This window comes from Brumicola pallidula DSM 14239 = ACAM 615 (genome assembly GCF_000428905.1).
Taxonomy (GTDB): Bacteria; Pseudomonadota; Gammaproteobacteria; order Enterobacterales; family Alteromonadaceae; genus Glaciecola; species Glaciecola pallidula.
On sequence record NZ_AUAV01000012.1, the window covers coordinates 100873 to 121186 of the forward strand.

Consider the following 20314-nt stretch of genomic DNA (forward strand, 5'->3'; position numbering starts at 1 on the left):
GTGAGATCCCGGCAAAAGGGACTTCCTTTTTTACTAAAGCTTGATCAAACACTTGCCTAAATTATGGCCAGCCAACATATCAATAAAAGCCTGCCCTGAAGACTCAATACCCTCAGACCAATTGACCGGACTGACCAACGAGCCTGATTTCAACAAACCCGTTATATAGCCTATGGCTTCAGGATAGCGATCCTCGTAGTCGGAAAACATAAAGCCCTCCGCTCGAGCCCGCTTAGTAATCAGTTCCCACATATTGGCAACCGGTTCATGACCGCCTTCTCTTTCATATTGCGAGACCGCACCACAAAGAATGACCCGCGCATTTTCTGCCAACTGCCCCAACATAGTTCCCAGCATAGGACCACCGACGTTGTCATAAACAATGTCCATTCCTGCAGGGGCAACTTTTTTTAACTGTAACTCAAGCGGTTCAGCTGATTTATAATCAATCACCTGATCGTAACCCAGAGTATCCTTTAGCCAGCTGCATTTAGCGGCTCCGCCTGCAATACCGACCGTGCTGCAACCCTCAGCCTTGGCAATCTGGCCTGCAATGCAGCCAATACCCCCAGCCGCAGCGTTGACCACAAATAGTTCACCCTTTTTAGGCTGACCTATATCCATAATACCGAAATAAGCTGTCATACCGGATGGCCCGAGGCTACACAGGTATTCATGGAGCTCGACCTCGGAGTCTGGCTCAATAATCCTCATCAAATCAGAACCGTCGGCAATACTATATTGCTCCCAAGCAGTTCGACCCATCACCAAGCTGCCCACAGGAAAACTCTCATTGAGCGACTCAACTACCTTACCCATAATAATGCTTTGGACTGGTTCGCCTAACGGCATTGGCTCCAAATAGTTATCACCTGAGCCCTCATTCATCCACTGCCTAAATCCCACATCCAAAGACAAATAAAGATTCTTAAGCATGAACTCGCCGTCCTTTAATGCCCGAAGCGGTTGCGGATCTATGCTGAAATCAGCCGCTACCAAATGCTCCGCAGGCCTGCGAGCCAGCAATACACGTGTGTTCATCTGTGTCATACGCTTATACCCATTCCTATTATTTACTCTGGTAGCCCAACAGCCATCAATTTTAAAACCTGATATTACCTCAGCGAATAACTCAGGTAAATAAAAAACATGCATGATTGTTTTTATTAACTAGCCAAAGGACCGCAAGTAATATATGTTGTAGTATTAGCTTTAAAAAAAAGCTTTAAAAAAAAGCTTTAAAAAAACAGCTCTTTTATACTTTGAGCTTATTTTTGATCACTCTCAGACTTAGATCGAACTCTGTCTGCAATGGAGGCCCTAGATGGCAACTAATGAACCGCAAAATTTTGCTGATCACTTAGAAATCCAACAGGTTGTTAACCTCTACGCTTCATCGATCGATAAAAGTCGCTGGTCGGCTCTAGAAGGCGTATTTACTGACGATGCTATAGCCAATTTTATCGGCCTAGTTGTATTCGAGGGTCGTCAGGCCATTACTGACCTAATTTCCAGCGTGCTGGTGCAATGTTCCGTCACCCAGCACTTACTGGGCAATATTAATATCGAGGTCAATGGCGACAAGGCGACATCGACCTGTTACCTAGCGGCATTGCATGTCGGGGTAGGCGATTATGCTGCCGAAATGTTCACCGTTTAAGGTGAGTACAGTGACCAGTTAGTCCGTACGGCTGATGGCTGGATAATCGTGCATCGTGCACTGACACCGCAGCATGCACGGGTGATACTGGCCCAAACGGTTAAAACTTAAACCCTTAATAGCGAGCACCATAACATGGTAAATTTACATTCTCATCACGACATTAGCGCGCCCAGAGAAACTATTTGGGGGCTGCTTGTAGATTTTGGCAATATTGAGGCTTGGTGGCCAAAAGATTCGCCCATCGATATTGATCGTGTCGAACTAGAGGGCAGCGGTGTCGGTATGACGCGACATATTTACAACGTCGGCTTCGAAAGCCCCGTCAGCGAAAGACTTGATGCTCTTGATACAGAAAACTTTACCCTGAAACTGGCTATTGTCGGTGAGCGGCCCGCGGGCCTGCTACATTATCAAGCGACCGGCACGTTAACTGAGCTTGACGATGGCGGTTGCCGGCTAACCTATGATTCAGAGTTTCTCGCTGAAGAAGGTCGTGAAGACGAAGCCAGAACATTTTTGCTGGGTGTATATCAGCTCATGTATGTCGGCTTCGATGGCATAGCAGATTGAACTCGTTTTGCTATCCGTTGGCACCGACAATAATAATCACTCACCATAAACCCTCTACCTACACGGAATTCGATTATGTTAGTTATTTCCGCAAGAATTGAACTGGCCCCCAAAGACGTCGATGCCTACATCGCTGCCGCGCAAAAAATCATTACCGCTACTCACGCCGAGACTGGATGTTACCTCTATGCCATTGCTGTCGATATTAACCTCGCCAATGTGATCTGGATAACAGAACAGTGGGAGAGTGAAAGTGATCTTATGGCGCATTTGAACATGCCCCATATTGTTGAGTTTTTAGCGTTCTGTGGCACCGTTGAAGTGATCGACATGAATATTATTAAATACGACGTATCAGCTGCCGGGCCTCTTGTACTGCCGGAGAGCTAAACGCTGAAATAGGTGAGGAATATTAAACATGACTATCGCAGACAATTATAATGGCATTATTGCCCGCATCATTGATGACGTTGACAACAACACCACCGATCAAGCTGACAGCACCCTAGCAGTTTCTTCTAAGGTTTATACTGACCCCGATCGCTGGCAGCAAGAAATGGACATTATTTTTAGGAAGGTGCCGATTTTTGTCGCACTGACCCAAGAATTACCCGATGCCGGTGACTACAAGACTTTCCAGTTTCTCGACAAGCCACTACTGATCACTCGCCTTAAAGATGGCACTGCTCGGGTGATGCTTAATGCCTGTTCGCATCGGGCCATGACGGTAGCGACTGAGCCCTGCGGTAATAAGTCTCGTTTCACCTGCCCCTACCATGGCTGGATGTACACCAATGACGGCGTGCTGAGAGGGGTTGCCGATCAGCATAAGTTTGGTGATTTTGATAAGCAGGCCAACGGCTTAACACAGTTGCCTGTCTATGAGCGCGGCGGGATGATTTTTACCGTCCTCGAGCCGGGTGATGACGAGGTAGATTTTGATGGTTTTCTCGGCGGCATGATGGAAGACATTGGTCGACTTGGCATGGAAAACTGGCATTACTGCGGACAACGTAAAATCTATGGTGCCAATTGGAAAGTGGCCTATGACGGCTTTCTTGAAGGCTATCATTTTGCTGCTGCACATCCACAAACTATTGCACAGCGCACCTATTCAAACGTGATGGAGTTTGATTCCTATGGGCCGCATACATTAATCTGCTTCCCTCATTTAGCCATTAAAGAGAACCTTGCTGATGTGGCTGCAGAGGATTACCACCAATATGAGAATAATGGCTACGACTGGATCCGCACCTTGTTTCCAAACATCTCGGTCTTTGTGGCTCCCGAGATCACCCTGATTAGCCAGATTATTCCCGGCCCCAAACCCAATGAGAACACTACCTACCTAAACTTTATTCACCCTAGCAAACCGGCCGGAGAAGATCAGGAGCTGGAAGGGATGATGGATTTCCTCCAAGAGGTGGTCGACACCGAAGACTATCATGTCGGCCTAGCTATCCAAAAAGGCTTAGAATCAAACGCCCATGCTAATGTTACTTTCGGCCGCAATGAACCGGGTAACCAGCTGTTTCATAAGTGGGTTGAGTGGTATCTCGCTAAAGACCCGACGGCGCCGAAGCCCAAGCTATAGAATGAGAGCTGTGAGTTTATTAGTAGTAATAAATCACATACAAGGTAACCATATCGTCGTGGGTCGGTGCCTTGATGGGCGTAAACGTGGTGCCGCCCCAAGAATTTTTGTTAATAGCGCCTTCTAAAAAAAGCATGTGGAAGTGGATGAGTCCCCATACAAAGAGGGCATAGTCACTCTAGGCAAAGCCAGTCGTCAATCGCATCATGTGAAGGGTTAATCATCCTGCTCCAAAATAATTATGCAAAAAATGCAGCGTCCGCAGCCACCGTAGCATCAAGCAAAAGCATTAAAGGCAAAATCATTTCTAGGCCTACCTTTGCCCCTTTTTTTTAAGACCCGCATATCTATGAATCAAATAGAAGGCGGTGGCGATCCGCCCGAGCCTTATCCTACTCAGCAAGAAGGGAGGATACGCGGTTGACGTCCCATGGGACTGAATAAACCGTCAATTGACTAGCTCAAAAGTTCTTGGATAAAAGGGGTCGGAGAAAAATATCCGCTGTCCAAAGGCAAGTGCAACATGCCCATTCCCCATTTTATTCGACCTCGTTGACTATCGGCTGAGCAAATCAACAAACATTTCAGCAACTTTTTCTCGGTCAACTTGAAACACCACATTCACCTGCTGTTCTCCTAGGCCAGGGTTACGACCTTCAGGCCAGGTGATGATAGTGCCGTAGTTCGGGCCTTGATTGATATCGATGCTGATGTACATGGTGGCCGCCACAGTAATGATGTTGGGTTGCAGAAAGATAGCAGACTCGACTTCATCCCATAATTGGAAACCTGACTGGGCAAAGCGGCCAACATAATCTGCCACAGGTGTGTCTGAATCACTGATCTCTTGCAGCATTTCCGGCGAGCTAAATAATCCGACGGACGTGTCATCGCTGACGAGTGTCAGTTTCTGCCAAGGGCTGTGATGAACTATCCAAGCCGCTTCTGGATCCCAAGCTTGATTGAAAGTTGTGCGTGGCGCGTAGGCTACTTGGCTGGTGAAAGTGCCATGTTTGGCGGAAAGATCAAGATTGAAATAACCCCCTAACATGATGAGTTCTTTTACCCGCGAAGCAAAGCCCGGGTCTAAGCGCTGCGCCAGCGCAAGATTCGTCAACGGACCCATGCTAATGATCGTGATTTCACCCGGATAAAGCCGGGTCTGCTCAATAAGGAACTGCGCCGCGTGATCACCATAAGGCTTCAGCGTGGGGGCGCCTTCGGGGAAATCTGGGATTACCTCCGCCGCGTGAAAATTAGCTCTAACCATATGGTCGTTGGCAGGCCATTCCTTGGTCCAAGCGCCCTTGTAGCCGGGTTTGCCATACAAGGCATCGCGACGCTCAGCCATGTTCTTGTTGTTGATCAGCGGATAGGTTGCGCCTGCCGCCACGGGAATTTCTGTGCGCCCTACCAGTTCAAGCATACGGAGGGTCCGCGAGGTTTGCTCTGCTTGCCAGCCGTCACCACTGACGATAGTTATTCCCAACAAGTCTACTTCAGGCGAATTCATCAGCATCAGAATTGGTTGGAAACCCGGCCCTTCAAACGCATCTTGATCAACGATGACCCGTGGTTTATCGGCCAGAGCAAAGTTGCTAGTAGCAAGGACGCCCAGTAATACAAGTACTGCTGTGATTGAATGTTTGTTGTTAGATTTAGAAAACATGATTTTCTCTTCCTTTCTGCTTACTGATGAGTGCGACAAAATTTATGTCGAGATTAATCATTTGCATTTGATGTCCTTGGGCCTATGATCTGCGCTAAATGTCTGACGAAAACAGCCACCTTCTAAATGTTCTTCTAAATTCAGTGCACTAATAAGTTGCTCTGCTGTGTTATCGCTTGAAGGTATCTTAGCTTCGTCAATAATCTTAGGGTTAGCTACATCATATGGCATTGTTGTTTTAAACTGCGACCAATTAGTTACGATACTATCTACAACTTGACTCCCCACTAAGTAGGCTGACTCTAAAGATGAACGCATACCAGCATAACCATTTTCACCACTCTCTAACTGCAGGTTTTCCAAGGGGCTAAGTCCGGGTGGCTGCATCGAGTAATTGCTGCCTGTTCTAAGTACCATAAAGCGAGATTTATCGACTTTCTTTGCATTATGCAAGTACACCAGTGATTGGTAACTACCGGTGTCTTCCATACCAGAGCTAACAAAGTTTCCTTCACCTCCTGTCCAGTAATGAGTCCAGTTATTAGCCCACTGATTTAGCAAGTCACCATGCCAAAATGTAGACGCTGCTAATTGATCACCTTTTAGAACAAACGGTGGCCTTTGAGCATTTGGATAGCCTATATATTTGGCTCTTAAGCTTTGCATGGCGGGGTAGTCGTTCAATTTTGTATCTTTAGTTAATGCAAATGCCCAGTCAGTTAATTGCGCATTCAGCTTATAAACTTCTCCGTTTGTGGATTGACCGTGTCTATTAAGCTTACTTAGGTCAAGGGTCTGATTAGGTTCTAGTGGCGCAGTGTTAAACAAAGGGAAGTAACCGCTTGACCAGCTTTCAGGTATTTCTCTGGCATCAATTTGATGAGCAAGATCACCATCTACTAGCCACGTGGCCCAAGCAGCAGAGCCTATTGATGCATCGGCGGGGTCAAAACCAGCGATGCCTGCAACGAGCCAGTAGGCGTGAGTTAAATCAAATCTGGGGTCAAGGCCTAACGCCATAATCGCAGCTGCAGCTTTAGCCGTGCCCATTCCAGTTACAATTCCCATTACGCCCGTTTTGGGATTGATACAAATATCGTGATGTGAAACGGCAAAGGGTAAACAAGTGTCTAGTTTTTGGCCCGCTTTCCATAGTTGAAATTCGCCTGGTTTGTCGCCTTCATCAGCGCCAATTTCAAACATCGTGACTACGACGACCTTTATTTCGATAGGGTCATCGCTATTTTGAGTAGAAGAAATATTCTGTGGTGTGCAGCTAAATAAAAAATTGCATAAAACCAAGATACTGACTAATTTGAATGACTTAATAAACATTAATTTCTCCTTATAAAAAAGGGTAAATATACAATTATACTTACCCTTTTTTGACTACTAATAAAAACCTTAAAACTTGTAACTGAACTTAGCTTGATAATGCCTAGGTAGCTCAGGTAAGACTATTTGTGCACCAAATATATCAGGGAAGTTAGCTCTAAAATATCGTTCATCAGTTAAATTCTTAACTGTGAAACTAGCAGTCCAATTATCTGCATCATAAAATAATCCCGCGTTTACTAGCGTGTAAGCTGGCAATTTGACTACCTGTGAGAAACTTGAAAAAGTTTCATCAGCTTTAACAATACTAGCATTTAGCGCATAACCATTTTGAAAGTCGTATGTTGCATTTAGTGTATAAATGTTTTCTGGAATACCTGCTTTGCGCGCACTTTCTTTGTCACCAACTAAGTTAAGACCAATAACAGCACCACCGTACAATAAAGATGCATCCGTTACTGAAGGTAAATCCTCGACTCCAAAGAAACCAAACTGATTACCCACTTCAATTGCTGTCAGGTTGTATACTTTTATGTTTGTATAACCAGCACCAACAACCAAGTTGTCGTTAACCACCCAGCGTAATTCAAATTCGGTTCCTTCGTTTTCAGTCGTGGAGTTAGTCACGATAGCTTGCGCATTGAAGTCTGTGCGCTCTTGCTCATATATAGACAGCGCAAAGTATAAGCTATCATCCAAGAATGAGCCCTTCACCCCATACTCAAATAGCTCTGAGGTATCGAAAGCACCATTTGCTACTTGACCAACACCGATTTCAGCACCTTGACCAGCCACTAATGTCGCTTGTTCAGCTGCAGTAATATAGGGAATAAGACCAAAGTCAGTTTTAAATGAAATACTGGTATTCCAAGAAACCCCATCAAATGTTTCTTTGACCGACCTGATATCAGTCTGGGTCAATAATAAATCACCTCGGCTAGTGGTGTCGACATCGATGGTGTCATAGCGCACGCCTAAAACGATATTCAAACCCATAGCCCATGTAATGTCAGTCAAGGCCGCGATACCAAGGTCGGTATAGCTACCATCATCATAGTTGTCAAAATCTTTATTAATACGAGTCGATAATAAACGTCGGTCTAACGCGTTAGAAGGCCCGGTCAAATCTCTACGGTTAAAGTACTCATTTGTAAAGTCATCACCATGCAAAAAGTCTGTATGGCGAATAGAAGGTGAGATTTGGACTTGAGCTACCACTCCATCAGTTTCGTATTCAGTCGCAAATATTAGTTTATTTTCGAACACCCAACTGTCATGGAATTGTGAAAATCCATAGGCATTTTCATTCAAGTTATCATAACCCTCATAAAACATTTGATTTTTAATTTCCCAGCCATTGTCTGTGTAATAAAAAACATCAAAATAAAGCGTGGTAACTGTGTTTAGCAGCAAATCATCCGAGGCTACCATGACTTGGTCGCCGTTTAAGGTTGCAAGGCCAGGGTTATCTAGCGCTAATATAGGGTCAAAGTCTGCATTTGTAATTCTATCAGGAAACAGACCGAAGCCTGCGTTATTGAATATAAATGGGTTAATACCGGCTCTAACTACATTGTATTCTTGATGAGAAATTGAACCATCACCATCGGTATCTAAGGGTTTAGCACTGCCGGTAACGTAAGTACCGTTATCTATAAGGTCTTGACTTAATCGGTTCCAACCAGCCACTTGGTTGCCATCATAGTCGTGATACATGCCGCCAAATTCAATCCGTAAATCATCGGTGATATCAACGTTAAATGAGGCTTGTAATACAGTTTGGTCAGTTCCTGAATTTTGATAGTAATTGCCAGAGTTTTCTACTTCCGCGTATAGATAAAATCCCATCTCTTTACCGGCAACAGAAGCGGGACCACCCACTTCAGCGGTTAAAACATTTTTGTCCCATGTGCCCGTAGTATATGAAAATGCCCCCGTATTCTCTTCTAAATATTGACCGCCGCTTGCGCGCGCGGATTTAGGGTTAAAATTTAAGTAGCCCCCAATTTTTGAAGGACCGTATATAGGCGATGCTGGGCCTCGAACAATATCAATGCTGCTAGATGCTCCGATTGGAGTTGGGTAGTTGCCTGGGTTGTCTAAGCGTTTTACGCCTCTAAAATAGGTTTCACCGGGTGTGCCACGCACATCTAAAGAGCCCGCGACACCAAAGAAAGATTGAGTGAAGGTACCCGGTGCAAAAGCAACCAGTTCGTCAATATCACTGACACCGAAGCGTTCTAATTGTTCTTGGCTGATACTTGAGACAGACCGTGGAGTTTCGAGTATGGATTTACCAAAACCAAATACCGACTCAACATCTTGACCTGGAAGGCTTCCCAAAGAACCCTTAACTTCAATTCGTTCAACGCTACCTTCTGTTGCGTCCTCCTCGGCGACTTCTTGAGCGATAGCATATCCAGACAAGATCATTGCAAAGCCAACTGCTACTGCATGTGCGAGAGGTTTCGATTTAAAGACTTTCTTACTCATTATATTTTTCCTAAATTAAATTTGAACGATGTTTGCAACTGGCATTTTCTAGCTTTTCGGCAATTGGCTTATTGTCTGTGTAGGTATGGTCACTATTGACACCCTGCTTTGCTGATTGAAAACTATTTTGCAGGAACAATGCCAATTTCTTGACCACTTGGACAATATTCCGTGTTGTTGATTAATTATCTGAAAAACATATGTTTTTTCGAAATTTACTGATAAATAAAAGTCGTTTAGGGATATATCAGGTTGGCTCATGAAACGTATTTTGCGCTTCAACTGTGCATTGAAAAGTAATACTGCACAATTGGGGCGCGTTTCAAATTTAAATGTGGTTATTTAATTGCGTTAGTGCTGTGGCAGCGCAATATGTTTACGCTGGGCTTTGTTTGGACTTTAATCTGTGTTGGTTTTACTTGCGCTATCGGAAATAACAATCTGGTCGAGCAAACCAATCATTAGCTTAGTGCCTGTGCCTGATGCAATAGCATCAAATACATTTTCTTCGTTCTTTCCATGTTGACCACCGGCCAAATCGCTGACAGACCGAATAATGATCCATTCAATGTCATTAACGAAACATACTTGACCAACGGCAGCTGATTCCATTTCAGTAACTTGGGCTGAATAAACATCCCGTAGCCACTTTCTATATTCGCCATTGTCAGTAAAAACAGAGCCTGTTACGCCATTGCCACCGATACTTACTGTAATAGGTTTCCCTGACGGCATTTTTATTGCCTCAATGCTGGCTAAGGCTTTCTTTGCTAAGTCTAAAAGTAAAGGCGACACGCTGAAATAAGGCATTTGTTTGGGGGCGTCCCAGCCATCCTTTATTACCGACATTTCTTCCGGATGGATAAACCCGAAGTTTTTGTATTTAGGAGCATTAGGATCTGTTTTTTCTCTCTCCTTATATACTTTAAGCGCATTCTCGTAATAATCGGGTAATAAATATGCTCCTTGTTTATTAGTATCAGGGTTTACGTATACCGATTCGTCATGAAAATACCACCTTTCGGGTATTGCAATATCTCCGGGCGCAAAGCTTGGATTAACGGCGCCTGCTATTCCCATCATCACAACTTTGTCTATGGGGAAGTAATCTAAGGCCATCTGCATCGTCATGGCAGCATTGGGGACGCTAATACCGGTAGTGAAAACAACAATAGGTTCGCCCTTGTATATCCCTATTTGATATTTGACTCCTTTTATGGTCATTACCTTATTTATTTGAGCGTCATCTATTTGTGCAAAAGCACGATCGATAGCCTCTATCTCCGGAGTGTAAGCAGAGACTACCGCTGTCCATTTATCCACAAGGTCGAATTTTCGCGGGCCATATTCAGTATCATTAGTTTGGCTGAATGCATTGCTATGTGAAAGGGTAATAAGTAGTGCGAAAATTAATTTATTCATATGTGGGTTCTCTTTAAGCTTAATATAAACCCTAAGTGGGCCCTGAGTGGGCCCTCTCTGGGCGTGTCAACTTATCGAATGTGCATTAAAGATGCCAAGGGTAATGAACTATTTAAAATCGAATTAAATTCTTTAAGGTGCTGATTAAATTCAATAAAAATTTAACAGCTGATTTTTTATTTCTGAAGTAATGCATAAAGTGATTATAAATAAATAAAAACCGCACCAATTTAGGGAGCTCTAGAAAGCATTTGTATTTTTAAGAAAGCACCCAGTCCCCGTTATTGCTAAATTTCTTGTTGGGCCAAAAAGTGTAGTTCTTTTAAAGAAGGAAGAGGTCGGTCTTGATGATAAAAAAGTCGATTGAGTCGCCCTAAAAGGTTAACGCTCCTTGTTTCATCATGCGTTTTTTTACGCATGGGACTGAGTGTTTCTAAAAACTCCCATGGCTTCAAGTTTAAATCTATTATTTGTTCGTTAGTCACGCCTGCTTGCGCAATAGCACTTAATATTCTCTCAGTTTTACTTTCATTTGTTGGCAAAATATAAGCGCTGAATGCTTCTTCAAGTGGTCCTGAAATAGCATGTAATGTTTTGTTTATAGCAGCCCAAATTTGGTCATGCTCAATCTTCGTCGACTTAGGTGAATAGTAACCCATGACTTCCCATTCGATTTCTGCGCCACCTTTTGCTAGTGAACTGCCAACCAATGGTGAAAACGATAGGTCGGGATTAGCACCAATATTATAAGCGTCTAGTGACAGTGCGACACTAATGGCAATATCACCAAAAGCGGCCTTATTGTGATAGATACCCTCAAATGCGCAACGTTTTACACCCATCCAGCCATGCACTAAAGGCGCTTGTGCTGCAAATGCCCTTACTTTATCAGGTAAATCTTCTGCGTATTTGTCAATAAATAAAGGGGAAGGGTCAAGTTTTACATCTTGCTCAGGGATCCATACCTCATACTCTTCACGGTTATCGCTTTTGCCTCTACTCTTAATGCCATAAGACAAGTTTAAAGGCCTGCAAATATCTCTATTCTCATCAATGGTATGAAAATACTCAGAACGAAAACGCTTTATAAAAGGGGCATCTAATCCTGCCAATGCGGCGGTAGGATAACGAAATCCAATATCGCTATTGTTGACTAAATGAAAACCGGGTAAGTGCCTTGCGAGTATTGTTTTGACACCCGCTGCCGCTTGGTAGTTTTGGAGTACTATGCTGCGTTCAGGCTCAATAGATAAACGTTGCCCCTCAGGGGTAATGTATTTTGGTGTTTTATGAAACTCGTCACAAGGTAAGCCTAAGTGTCCGACAAACTGATTCCTAATCTTTGCCAACTCGGCGAATAATGCCGAGTGGTTTCTAATATGCCTGAACAAGGGGCGTTGGTTTTTACGCATACTATTTCTCTGTTTTTTGAGCAAACCAGTCAGCGATCTGTTGTCTCTCTGGTTGCGTCATATTTGTTTTATTTAATAGAGGCATATCTTTTGTGACGGTTGTGCGATTTACAATTTGAGGCGCGTATCGCTGTATGTCTGACCATTTGTCGTAAACTACCCCTAAAGGAGCAATTTTAAATATATCATCGGAAGGCATACTAGAATGACAACTAACGCAATGGGTTTGAATAAGGCCAAATACCTCTCTTTCAGTCGAGCTTAGGGCTGCTAAGGTTCGTTCTTCAGACTGGCTGGCCATTTCCACGCTTATTGCTGTCTCAGTCTGTTTTGGCCACGATATCCAAAGTGTTAACAACGCCATCATGACCGTCCCAGAAACTAAAATAGATGGCTTTACTACACCCGTATGCCGTAAATTAAAAAAGTGTCTAATCCATGCTGAAATAGCAATAAAACAAACTAAAACCAACCAATTATGTTCATGTTGATAAGTGATTGGGTAGTGGTTACTGATCATAATAAACAGTAAAGGTAAAGTTAAGTAGTTGTTGTGCAATGAACGAAGTTTTGCGCCAAGTCCCCAAGCAGGATCTATTGCTTGTTTGTTAGTCACTGCAGCTACCATTTTGCGCTGGGCAGGCATAATATTGAGTAGTACGTTGCCAGCCATCAATGTGCCAATTAATGCACCGACATGAATAAATGCGCCTCGGCCACTAAACAATGAGGTTGCTAGCCAGCAAGCAAACATAATATAGAAGACTAAAAACACGGCAAATAATTTAGGCTTCTTACCCAACCTGCTTCTACATGCTACTTCATAAATAATCAAACCACCGAAAATATAACCAATACCCAAAGTAATTGCCGCAGTAGGGCTTAAATCCATTACACGTGGATCAATCAAGAAGGCAGATGCACCAAAGTAATAAACCAACACCAGCAGCGCAAAGCCGCTAATCCAGGTGGTATATGCTTCCCATTTAAACCAATGTAACGTGGTTGGCATGGTTTCTGGACCGTAGTTATATTTAGCTACTTCATAAAAGCCGCCACCATGTATTGCCCATAAGTCTCCTTTGATACCTTTGTCTTGTTTCCACTTAGGAGGCGTGCGCAGATTATTATCTAACCAAATAAAGTAGAACGATGCCCCAATCCAAGCAACGCCGGCTACTACGTGAAACCATCTAATAAAAAGTGACATCCAATCAAGCCAAAACATGAGACTTCTCCATCGATATTTTTTGTTGGTTACCCGCAATATAAGTCGCTTCTATTGCCCGATCATCGCCTATTAGGCTTAACGCAAACAAGATGTCACTCGCATTATTAAGTTGCTTAATCCGCAATTGGCTAAGCGAGTTGAAATGAGGATCCAGGATAATGAAGTCGGCATAAGTTCCAGGGTTTAAATTACCAATACTGTCTGCTAAATCATAGGCTTGTGCAGGTCCTTGTGTCATCATGTATAATCCTTCTAGCGGGCTTATTGGTGCGTGTTTTAATTGGCTTACTTTATACGCTTCACCATAGGTACGTAACATATTAAAAGTTGTTCCCGCACCAACGTCAGTTGCTAATGCAATATTGACCTGATGGCGCTTTGCGGCTTGTATATCGAACAATCCGCTGCCTAAGAATAAATTTGAGGTAGGACAAAATGCAGCGGTAGCGCCAGACTCGGCTAGTTGCGACCACTCATCCTCTGATAAGTGCAAACAGTGTCCAAATACGGCCCTTTTTCTAACCATATTAAAGTTGGCATACACATCTAAATACGATGAATGTTCAGGATAAAGGCTTCTTACCCATTCAACTTCATGCGCGTTTTCGGATAGGTGTGTTTGCACAAATACATCAGGGTATTGTTGCGCTAATTCACTCAATGCAGCGAGTTGGGCCGAGCTACTAGTGGGCGCGAATCTTGGTGTAAGTGCGTATAAATTGCGGCCTTTGCCATGCCATCGGGCAATTAGCTCATCACTATCAGATTGAGCTGATGCGGGGGTATCTTGTAAATATTCAGGGCAGTGCCTGTCCATGCATACCTTACCCGTGACAAATGACATATTTAGTGAAGACGCTGCGGTAAACAAAGCATCGACTGATTGCTTATGAACAGTTGAAAATGCGAGGGCAGTTGTGGTGCCATTATCAATTAGTTGGCGAATAAAAATATTTGCAATATGTTCGCAATACTCGACTGACTCAAACTTATTCTCAGTTGGAAACGTGTAGTTTTGTAACCATGCTAATAGTTGCTTGCCGTATTGGGCAATCATTTCAGTTTGCGGATAATGTAAGTGGCTATCAATTAAACCAGGAACCAACAAACGCCCTCTATAATCAACCGTATTCACCTTCGAATACTGGCGTGAAATGTCGTTATAGTGACCGAGCGCAATGATCTTTTGATTTGCTACCACCAAGGCGCCATCGTCAAACATAACGGCCTGCGTATCAGGTGTTAGCGTAGCCACCGGAAAGTGTAAAATATTTGCTCGGTAAAGCGTGGTTTTGATATTCACTAACTTCCTCTGTAACTGCTGTAGCCAAATGGCGAGATTAATAATGGAATGTGGTAATGGCCGCCGTTTTTCGTCATTTCAAAATGAATGTCGATAAACGGGTAAAAGCTTTGCCCGTGAGTTGATATTAAATAGTCTTTGCAATGAAAACGAATGCAATATTCACCCGCTAAAAAGTCAATTGTGCCCCATTGATTAAAGCGCCCATCTTTGTCAGTAGTGCCTGCAAAATGGGTGTCATCAGGGAGGGTTAAGGTTAGCATTATGCCAGCCGCTGGCTTGCCGTTCGTGGTATCGAGCACATGGCTAGATAGAGTATTTATTTTGCGATTCATTTTACTTGTCACAGTGTGGCTATCCTTTATGCTTTGGGCGGCTAAACGCGTTGTTAATTCGCAGTAGGGTTATTTTTATTTGTTCTTGCGCCGCTTTTCGTATTTCCGTCTCGGTACTTTTAGGTAAACGTACTTGCAATTCATTTAGCATGGCCTTAGCGCTCAGACCTGTCGCACATATAATGAATATAAAGCCATGTTTTTGTTGATATTCTAGATTGATTTTTTGTAAGGTTTTTAGCGTTACCTCGCTTGCGCCTTGCGCACCGCTTTGCTCGTTAATGGCGAGTGCTTTAGTATTTGCATATTTTTCGCGCAGCGTACTCAAATCACCAATCATGGGGTGGCCACTAAATGCCTGTAAAAAATCCTGAATGGTCATTGTATTCCATTGCTTTGTAGCCTGCTTCGTTAAGGCTTGAATGTTTGAAAAAGGGCGTTGCTTAACCATGTTGATACACCATTTTTCGGCGGTGCAAGTTTGCATAAACCAAGCTTGCGCTATCTCGTTAGTCGCCATATTTAAAAGAGCTAATGAATTAATAGCACTTACATTCATGATGTTAGTTCCTGGGTGTCTTTTAAAATAGCAATGGAGGTTTTTTTATGGCTACTGTAGGAGCTTACTTTGTGCAGCTTTTGAATAAGTTGCGCGCTAATCGAGACCGCAACTTCAATGGGGCGTTTGCCGGGAATAATGGGTTCACCGATTGGACTGCTGAGTGTTAGTATTTGAGCGTCACTATAGCCTCGGTGCGCAAGCCTATTGCGGAATCGTTTCGCTTTTGTCTCGGATCCAATCATACCGATAAAAGAGATATTTTTGTTTTTTAAACATGCTTCTACTAAAGCATAATCGAGCTGATGATTGTGCGTAAGAATAATTACCCAAGTATCCGAGGGAAGGCTTACGATTTCATCTGCGGGTTCATCGCTTATTAAGCAGTTTATGTTTTGTGCTAGCTGTTTAACTTGAAACAACTCTTCACGGCTATCAATCCAATCTATTTGCAGTGGTAATTGCGCCAAAATAGGAACCAGTGCTTTTGCGACATGTCCAGCGCCAAATATGGCTATTCGTTGGTAATAGTTGACGTAAACTTCAAATAACACTTTTACTGCGCCGCCACAGCATTGTCCTAGCTTGCTAGAGAGGGGGTAGGAAACGATATTTTGTGCATGAACGCCTGCAATTAAATATTCGCGAGCTTTGTTTACCGCATCAAACTCTAAATGACCGCCACCAATCGTATCGAATTGCTCTGCGCTAGTAACAAGCATTTTGCAGCCGGCTTCTCTTGGTGTAGACCCTGCTGTGGTGATTACTGTAATTAGCACGTACGACAGCCCTTGAGTATGACAGTTATTAAGTGCCTCAAACCAAGTGTTTATTCGCATGCTACCTCCTTAATCAATGTATTAACGCATGCTAATACTCGTTCCGGTGTGGCTGGGGTTGGTAAAGGGGGGTCAATTTGGTAATTGCTTAAACTGGACAAAGCATCTTTGAGTGCACACCAAACTGATATGGCTAACATAAGGGGGGGCTCACCTACGGCTTTTGAGTGATAAATACTGTCTTCTTGATTCGGCTTTTCAAAAAGATCGACATTAAAAATATCGGGAGTATCACCAATGGCCGGAATTTTGTATGTCGCCAAGTTATTGCTAATGAGTTTGCCTGCGCAGTCCCATCTTAAATCTTCTGTTGTTAACCAACCCATGCCTTGAATAAAGCCGCCTTCAATTTGGCCTTTGTCGATAGCAGGGTTGAGGCTCACGCCTACGTCGTGCAAGATGTCTACGCGGTCTACTTTATACTCCCCCGTTAGCGTGTCTATACTGACCTCACTTACCGCTGCTCCGTATGCAAAATAGAAGAAAGGGCGACCTTGACCGGTTTCTCGGTTGTAATGAATTTTTGGGGTTTTATAGAAACCAGTAGCCGATAATGACACTCGGCCAATATAAGCTTGCTGCACGGCATCAAACCAAGTTCTTGTGTGTTCACCTAAGATCAGTTGATTGTTTACAAATAAAACATCTTTTGGGTCACCATTTACCTGTTCTGCAAAGAACTGGGCTAAACGTTGCTTAATAATAATGCAGGCATTTTGTACCGCTTTGCCATTTAAATCTGTACCACTTGAGGCCGCAGTGGGCGACGTATTAGGAACTTTGTCTGTTCGAGTAGAGGTAATATCTACATCCTCAACAGATACGCCAAATTCGTTTGCCACTATTTGACTGATTTTAGTATGTAAACCTTGTCCCATTTCTGTACCACCGTGGTTTGCTTGAATACTGCCGTCGGTATATACATGCACAAGTGCGCCCGCTTGGTTAAGATGCTTGGCCGTAAAAGAGATACCAAATTTTACCGGCGTGAGTGCTAGGCCCTTTTTAATAATTGGATTATTGATATTAAACAGGGTGATTGCGTCGCGTCTTTGCCAATAATTGCTGGTACTTTCAAGTTGCTCAATGAGCTCATGCAGCACATTGTCTTGCACTTCCATATGATATGGTGTGGTCATGCCTGTAGCCTCTGAATAGAGGTTTTGCTTGCGAATAGTGAGAGCATCCTTGCCTACTTTTCGAGCAATAGTATCCATTATCGCCTCGGCCATAATCATGCCTTGCGGTCCGCCAAAACCACGAAATGCGGTATGCGATACTTGATTAGTTTTCATGCGGTGACCGTCAATTTGGCAATGCGGTAAATAATAGCTATTGTCGGCATGCAACATGGCTCTATCTACTATTGCATCTGATAAATCAGGCGAGTGACCACAATTACCCTTAATGGTTATCTTAGCGCCGCTGATGTTTCCTTCTGATGTAAAACCAATATGAAATTGATTTTCAAAGGGGTGGCGTTTGCCTGTAACGATCATATCTTGTTGTCTTGGTAAGCGCAGTTTAACGGCACGTTGGTTTCTTGCAGCTAACAATGCAGCTATGCAGCTCCATTGTGCCGCTTGGGTTTCCTTTCCGCCAAAACCACCGCCCATTCTGCGCATATCAACCACTATTTTATGTAGTTTCACAGCGAGCACTTCTGCCACCAGCTTTTGAACTTCGCTGGGGTGCTGGCTAGAAGTAAAGATAAGCATGCGGTCTTCTTCTTCAGGCACCGCCATTGATATTTGCCCTTCTAAGTACAAATGTTCTTGGCCTCCAATAGACAAACTGCCGGTCGCTGTATGCTCTGCCTCAGCTAGCGCTTTAGTTATGTTTCCTCGTGCCATTGAATGACTGGGCCGCACATAAGAAGACGCTTTTTGAGCCTCGTCTATTGTTAAAATAGGATTTGACGGGATGATGTTTATTTTTGCAAGTGTTGCCGCAATCCTCGCTTGTTCAACCGTGTGTGCTAGTACTGCAAAAATGGGCTGACCATGAAACTTAATTTCTTTATCAGCAAGTACCGGATCACCTTTAAAAATAGGTCCAATGTCTATCTGACCGGGCACGTCCTGCGCGATAATGACATCTATTACGCCTTTGCTAGCGAACACGTCAGTTAAATCGATACTGCATATATGCCCACTTGCTTCACTACTGATGCCTATTGCCGCATGCGCAAGGTTAGCTGGTGCAGGTATATCATCAACATAGCGTGCAGATCCGCTGACATGCCTTACCGCGCTCTCATGTGGCGTATTTTTGATGTTACTGGTTATTAGGTGCTGCGCAGTATCTTCATTTACATTATGTTGTTGAATTAATTTACGCATGCTGACTCACCCTCGTTTCAATTCTGTGTTCATGATTATTGGTTTCTAGCCAAAAACGATGCCATAGATTTTGTAACAATTGCTTGCGGTAGGCACCACTGGCGCGTACATCATCAATCGGATTAAACTCATTCAACAGTATCTGTTGGCCTTGTTTTAAGCTCTCAATGCTGGACCACTGCATGCCCACTAGTTTATTTGATAAGTTTAAACAGTTTTTTGGGCTTGCTGCCACACCGCCAAAACCAGCCGATAAATCAAGCACATTATTGTTGTTCAGAGTAATATTTAAGGCCATGCAAACGGCTGAAATATCATCTTCAATGCGCTTTGATACTTTGTAAACGCGTAAAATTTGATTAGCCGTGGGTAGCGGTATTTTTATGCTGTCGAGCCACTCATTATTTTTTAATTTAGTTTCTTTATAGCCAGTAAAAAAATCTGCAACAGGCATGCTTCGATATCTCATGCCATTGTCCAACACAACTTGCGCGTTCAGTGCAATCAGTATAGGAGGCATATCGCCAATTGGTGACGCATTTGCAATATTGCCACCAATAGTTGCTTGGTTGCGAATTGGCACCGATGCAAAGCGGTCCATCACTTCCTGCAAAGCGGGAAAGTGGTTTAACAAGATGCTTTGTAGCCCACTAAGAGTGCAAGCTGCACCAATAGTGAGCATGTTATCTGCTTCCTCAATGCGTTTTAGCTCTTTTACACCGGTCACACTAATCATTTTATTGATTGCCTGCAATTGCTGAGTATGAACTAAGGCTAAGTCGGTACTGCCGGCCACTAATACAGCATCATGATGTTTACGAATAGCTTGTGCTAATGCTTGGCGAGATTTTGGTAATATTAGGTTTTCGGTACCTGCGTTTGTTTTTGTTAAGGCTGATAGTTGAGCAATGGTGCTTGTTGAAGCTTCACTAAATTGGTCAGCTACCCTTGCATTGCAGACATCTAATGCCGCCTCTATGATGGGTTTGTAACCTGTACATCGACATAGGTTGCCCGACAGCGCATTAATCGCTGATAGTCGATTTACCGAGTCACCTTGCTTGTATAATGCGAATATAGACATAACAAAACCAGGAGTACAAAAGCCACATTGAGATGCATTATGATCGACCATTACTTGCTGGACGGGATGAAGGCTTTGTTTGTTGCTTAAGTGTTCCACAGTAATCAGCTGTTTGCCTTGCAAGGCAGATAAAAAAGTAACACAACTATTAATTGCCTTATAGTCGAGTTGTTGGTTTTCATTGTCACCGCAACTGCTGGGTTCTGCCACAACAACAGTGCAAGCCCCGCAATCGCCTGATGCACAGCCTTCTTTAGTACCTGTAAGCGCCTGTTTATCGCGCAGAAAATGCAGTACAGTTGTATCTGCTCGTTCGTTTTCGATGCTTACGAGTTTGTTATTTAATAAAAACTGGATCATGCTATGCCTACATTTGTAGTCTATTATCGTTTTTTGTTGCACTACGACTATATATTTAATTTAAAAGAATAGAAACTATTACAAGCAAAAAGCAGACCACTTG

At 43.4% G+C, this 20314-nt stretch carries 16 protein-coding genes and 1 pseudogene; 4 read left to right on the forward strand and 13 right to left on the reverse strand.

Annotated elements, in window-relative coordinates; all coding sequences use genetic code 11:
* Positions 1-33 precede the first annotated feature (33 nt).
* Positions 34-1050, reverse strand: coding sequence for an NADP-dependent oxidoreductase (locus tag G399_RS0104235; RefSeq protein ID WP_026843447.1), 1017 nt, complete (start codon positions 1048-1050; stop codon positions 34-36).
* 274 nt (positions 1051-1324) lie between these two features.
* Here G399_RS0104235 and G399_RS20175 point away from each other — a divergent pair, with 274 nt between their 5' ends.
* From G399_RS20175 to G399_RS0104255, 4 genes are all read left to right on the forward strand, one after another.
* Positions 1325-1660, forward strand: a complete 336-nt coding sequence (locus G399_RS20175; protein WP_006009119.1) for a nuclear transport factor 2 family protein — start codon at positions 1325-1327, stop codon at positions 1658-1660.
* A gap of 135 nt (positions 1661-1795) precedes the next feature.
* Positions 1796-2233 (forward strand): SRPBCC family protein, encoded by a 438-nt coding sequence (locus G399_RS0104245; RefSeq protein WP_006009121.1) that lies wholly within the window; start codon positions 1796-1798, stop codon positions 2231-2233.
* 75 nt (positions 2234-2308) lie between these two features.
* Positions 2309-2623 (forward strand): putative quinol monooxygenase, encoded by a 315-nt coding sequence (locus G399_RS0104250; RefSeq protein WP_006009124.1) that lies wholly within the window; start codon positions 2309-2311, stop codon positions 2621-2623.
* A gap of 28 nt (positions 2624-2651) precedes the next feature.
* Positions 2652-3827, forward strand: a complete 1176-nt coding sequence (locus G399_RS0104255) for an aromatic ring-hydroxylating oxygenase subunit alpha (RefSeq protein ID WP_006009126.1) — start codon at positions 2652-2654, stop codon at positions 3825-3827.
* Positions 3828-4383: 556 nt separating this feature from the next.
* Here G399_RS0104255 and G399_RS0104260 read toward each other — a convergent pair.
* The 12 genes and pseudogenes from G399_RS0104260 to xdhA all read right to left on the reverse strand — a co-directional run bounded on the left by G399_RS0104260 (position 4384) and on the right by xdhA (position 20211).
* On the reverse strand, positions 4384-5496 hold the full coding sequence (locus G399_RS0104260; protein ID WP_006009130.1) for a nucleoside hydrolase: 1113 nt from the start codon (positions 5494-5496) through the stop codon (positions 4384-4386).
* 78 nt (positions 5497-5574) lie between these two features.
* A pseudogene (locus tag G399_RS0104265) lies at positions 5575-6831 on the reverse strand (purine nucleoside permease); the annotation flags it as partial.
* A 69-nt stretch (positions 6832-6900) separates the two neighbouring features.
* The gene (locus tag G399_RS0104270) at positions 6901-9324 is read right to left on the reverse strand and encodes a TonB-dependent siderophore receptor (protein ID WP_006009133.1); all 2424 of its coding nucleotides are present in this window, start codon (positions 9322-9324) and stop codon (positions 6901-6903) included.
* Between the two features lie 399 nt (positions 9325-9723).
* Positions 9724-10746: a 5'-methylthioadenosine/S-adenosylhomocysteine nucleosidase family protein gene (locus tag G399_RS0104280; protein WP_006009137.1), complete on the reverse strand. Its 1023-nt coding sequence runs from the start codon at positions 10744-10746 to the stop codon at positions 9724-9726.
* Positions 10747-11033: 287 nt separating this feature from the next.
* Positions 11034-12158: a hypothetical protein gene (locus tag G399_RS0104285; protein WP_006009139.1), complete on the reverse strand. Its 1125-nt coding sequence runs from the start codon at positions 12156-12158 to the stop codon at positions 11034-11036.
* 1 nt (position 12159) lies between these two features.
* Positions 12160-13386, reverse strand: coding sequence for a urate hydroxylase PuuD (locus G399_RS0104290; protein WP_006009141.1), 1227 nt, complete (start codon positions 13384-13386; stop codon positions 12160-12162).
* Positions 13373-14686, reverse strand: a complete 1314-nt coding sequence (gene guaD, locus G399_RS0104295; RefSeq protein ID WP_026843449.1) for a guanine deaminase — start codon at positions 14684-14686, stop codon at positions 13373-13375. The genes G399_RS0104290 and guaD overlap by 14 nt, the downstream gene beginning before the upstream one ends.
* Positions 14687-14691: 5 nt before the next feature.
* On the reverse strand, positions 14692-15015 hold the full coding sequence (gene uraH, locus G399_RS0104300; RefSeq protein ID WP_026843450.1) for a hydroxyisourate hydrolase: 324 nt from the start codon (positions 15013-15015) through the stop codon (positions 14692-14694).
* Between the two features lie 31 nt (positions 15016-15046).
* Complete coding sequence (uraD, locus tag G399_RS0104305) at positions 15047-15586, reverse strand: 2-oxo-4-hydroxy-4-carboxy-5-ureidoimidazoline decarboxylase (RefSeq protein WP_006009148.1); 540 nt, start codon at positions 15584-15586, stop codon at positions 15047-15049.
* On the reverse strand, positions 15583-16425 hold the full coding sequence (xdhC, locus tag G399_RS0104310) for a xanthine dehydrogenase accessory protein XdhC (protein WP_006009150.1): 843 nt from the start codon (positions 16423-16425) through the stop codon (positions 15583-15585). Before xdhC ends, uraD begins: the two co-directional genes overlap by 4 nt.
* Complete coding sequence (gene xdhB / locus G399_RS0104315; protein ID WP_006009152.1) at positions 16416-18767, reverse strand: xanthine dehydrogenase molybdopterin binding subunit; 2352 nt, start codon at positions 18765-18767, stop codon at positions 16416-16418. The genes xdhC and xdhB overlap by 10 nt, the downstream gene beginning before the upstream one ends.
* On the reverse strand, positions 18760-20211 hold the full coding sequence (xdhA, locus tag G399_RS0104320; RefSeq protein ID WP_006009154.1) for a xanthine dehydrogenase small subunit: 1452 nt from the start codon (positions 20209-20211) through the stop codon (positions 18760-18762). Before xdhA ends, xdhB begins: the two co-directional genes overlap by 8 nt.
* Positions 20212-20314 lie beyond the last annotated feature (103 nt).

Coding starts and splice junctions, on each gene's coding strand:
- G399_RS0104235 (WP_026843447.1), bottom strand. CDS start 1,050: ATGACACAGATGAACACACGTGTATTGCTGGCTCGCAGGCCTGCGGAG.
- G399_RS20175 (WP_006009119.1), top strand. CDS start 1,325: ATGGCAACTAATGAACCGCAAAATTTTGCTGATCACTTAGAAATCCAA.
- G399_RS0104245 (WP_006009121.1), top strand. CDS start 1,796: ATGGTAAATTTACATTCTCATCACGACATTAGCGCGCCCAGAGAAACT.
- G399_RS0104250 (WP_006009124.1), top strand. CDS start 2,309: ATGTTAGTTATTTCCGCAAGAATTGAACTGGCCCCCAAAGACGTCGAT.
- G399_RS0104255 (WP_006009126.1), top strand. CDS start 2,652: ATGACTATCGCAGACAATTATAATGGCATTATTGCCCGCATCATTGAT.
- G399_RS0104260 (WP_006009130.1), bottom strand. CDS start 5,496: ATGTTTTCTAAATCTAACAACAAACATTCAATCACAGCAGTACTTGTA.
- G399_RS0104270 (WP_006009133.1), bottom strand. CDS start 9,324: ATGAGTAAGAAAGTCTTTAAATCGAAACCTCTCGCACATGCAGTAGCA.
- G399_RS0104280 (WP_006009137.1), bottom strand. CDS start 10,746: ATGAATAAATTAATTTTCGCACTACTTATTACCCTTTCACATAGCAAT.
- G399_RS0104285 (WP_006009139.1), bottom strand. CDS start 12,158: ATGCGTAAAAACCAACGCCCCTTGTTCAGGCATATTAGAAACCACTCG.
- G399_RS0104290 (WP_006009141.1), bottom strand. CDS start 13,386: ATGTTTTGGCTTGATTGGATGTCACTTTTTATTAGATGGTTTCACGTA.
- uraD (WP_006009148.1), bottom strand. CDS start 15,586: ATGAATGTAAGTGCTATTAATTCATTAGCTCTTTTAAATATGGCGACT.
- xdhC (WP_006009150.1), bottom strand. CDS start 16,425: ATGCGAATAAACACTTGGTTTGAGGCACTTAATAACTGTCATACTCAA.
- xdhB (WP_006009152.1), bottom strand. CDS start 18,767: ATGCGTAAATTAATTCAACAACATAATGTAAATGAAGATACTGCGCAG.
- xdhA (WP_006009154.1), bottom strand. CDS start 20,211: ATGATCCAGTTTTTATTAAATAACAAACTCGTAAGCATCGAAAACGAA.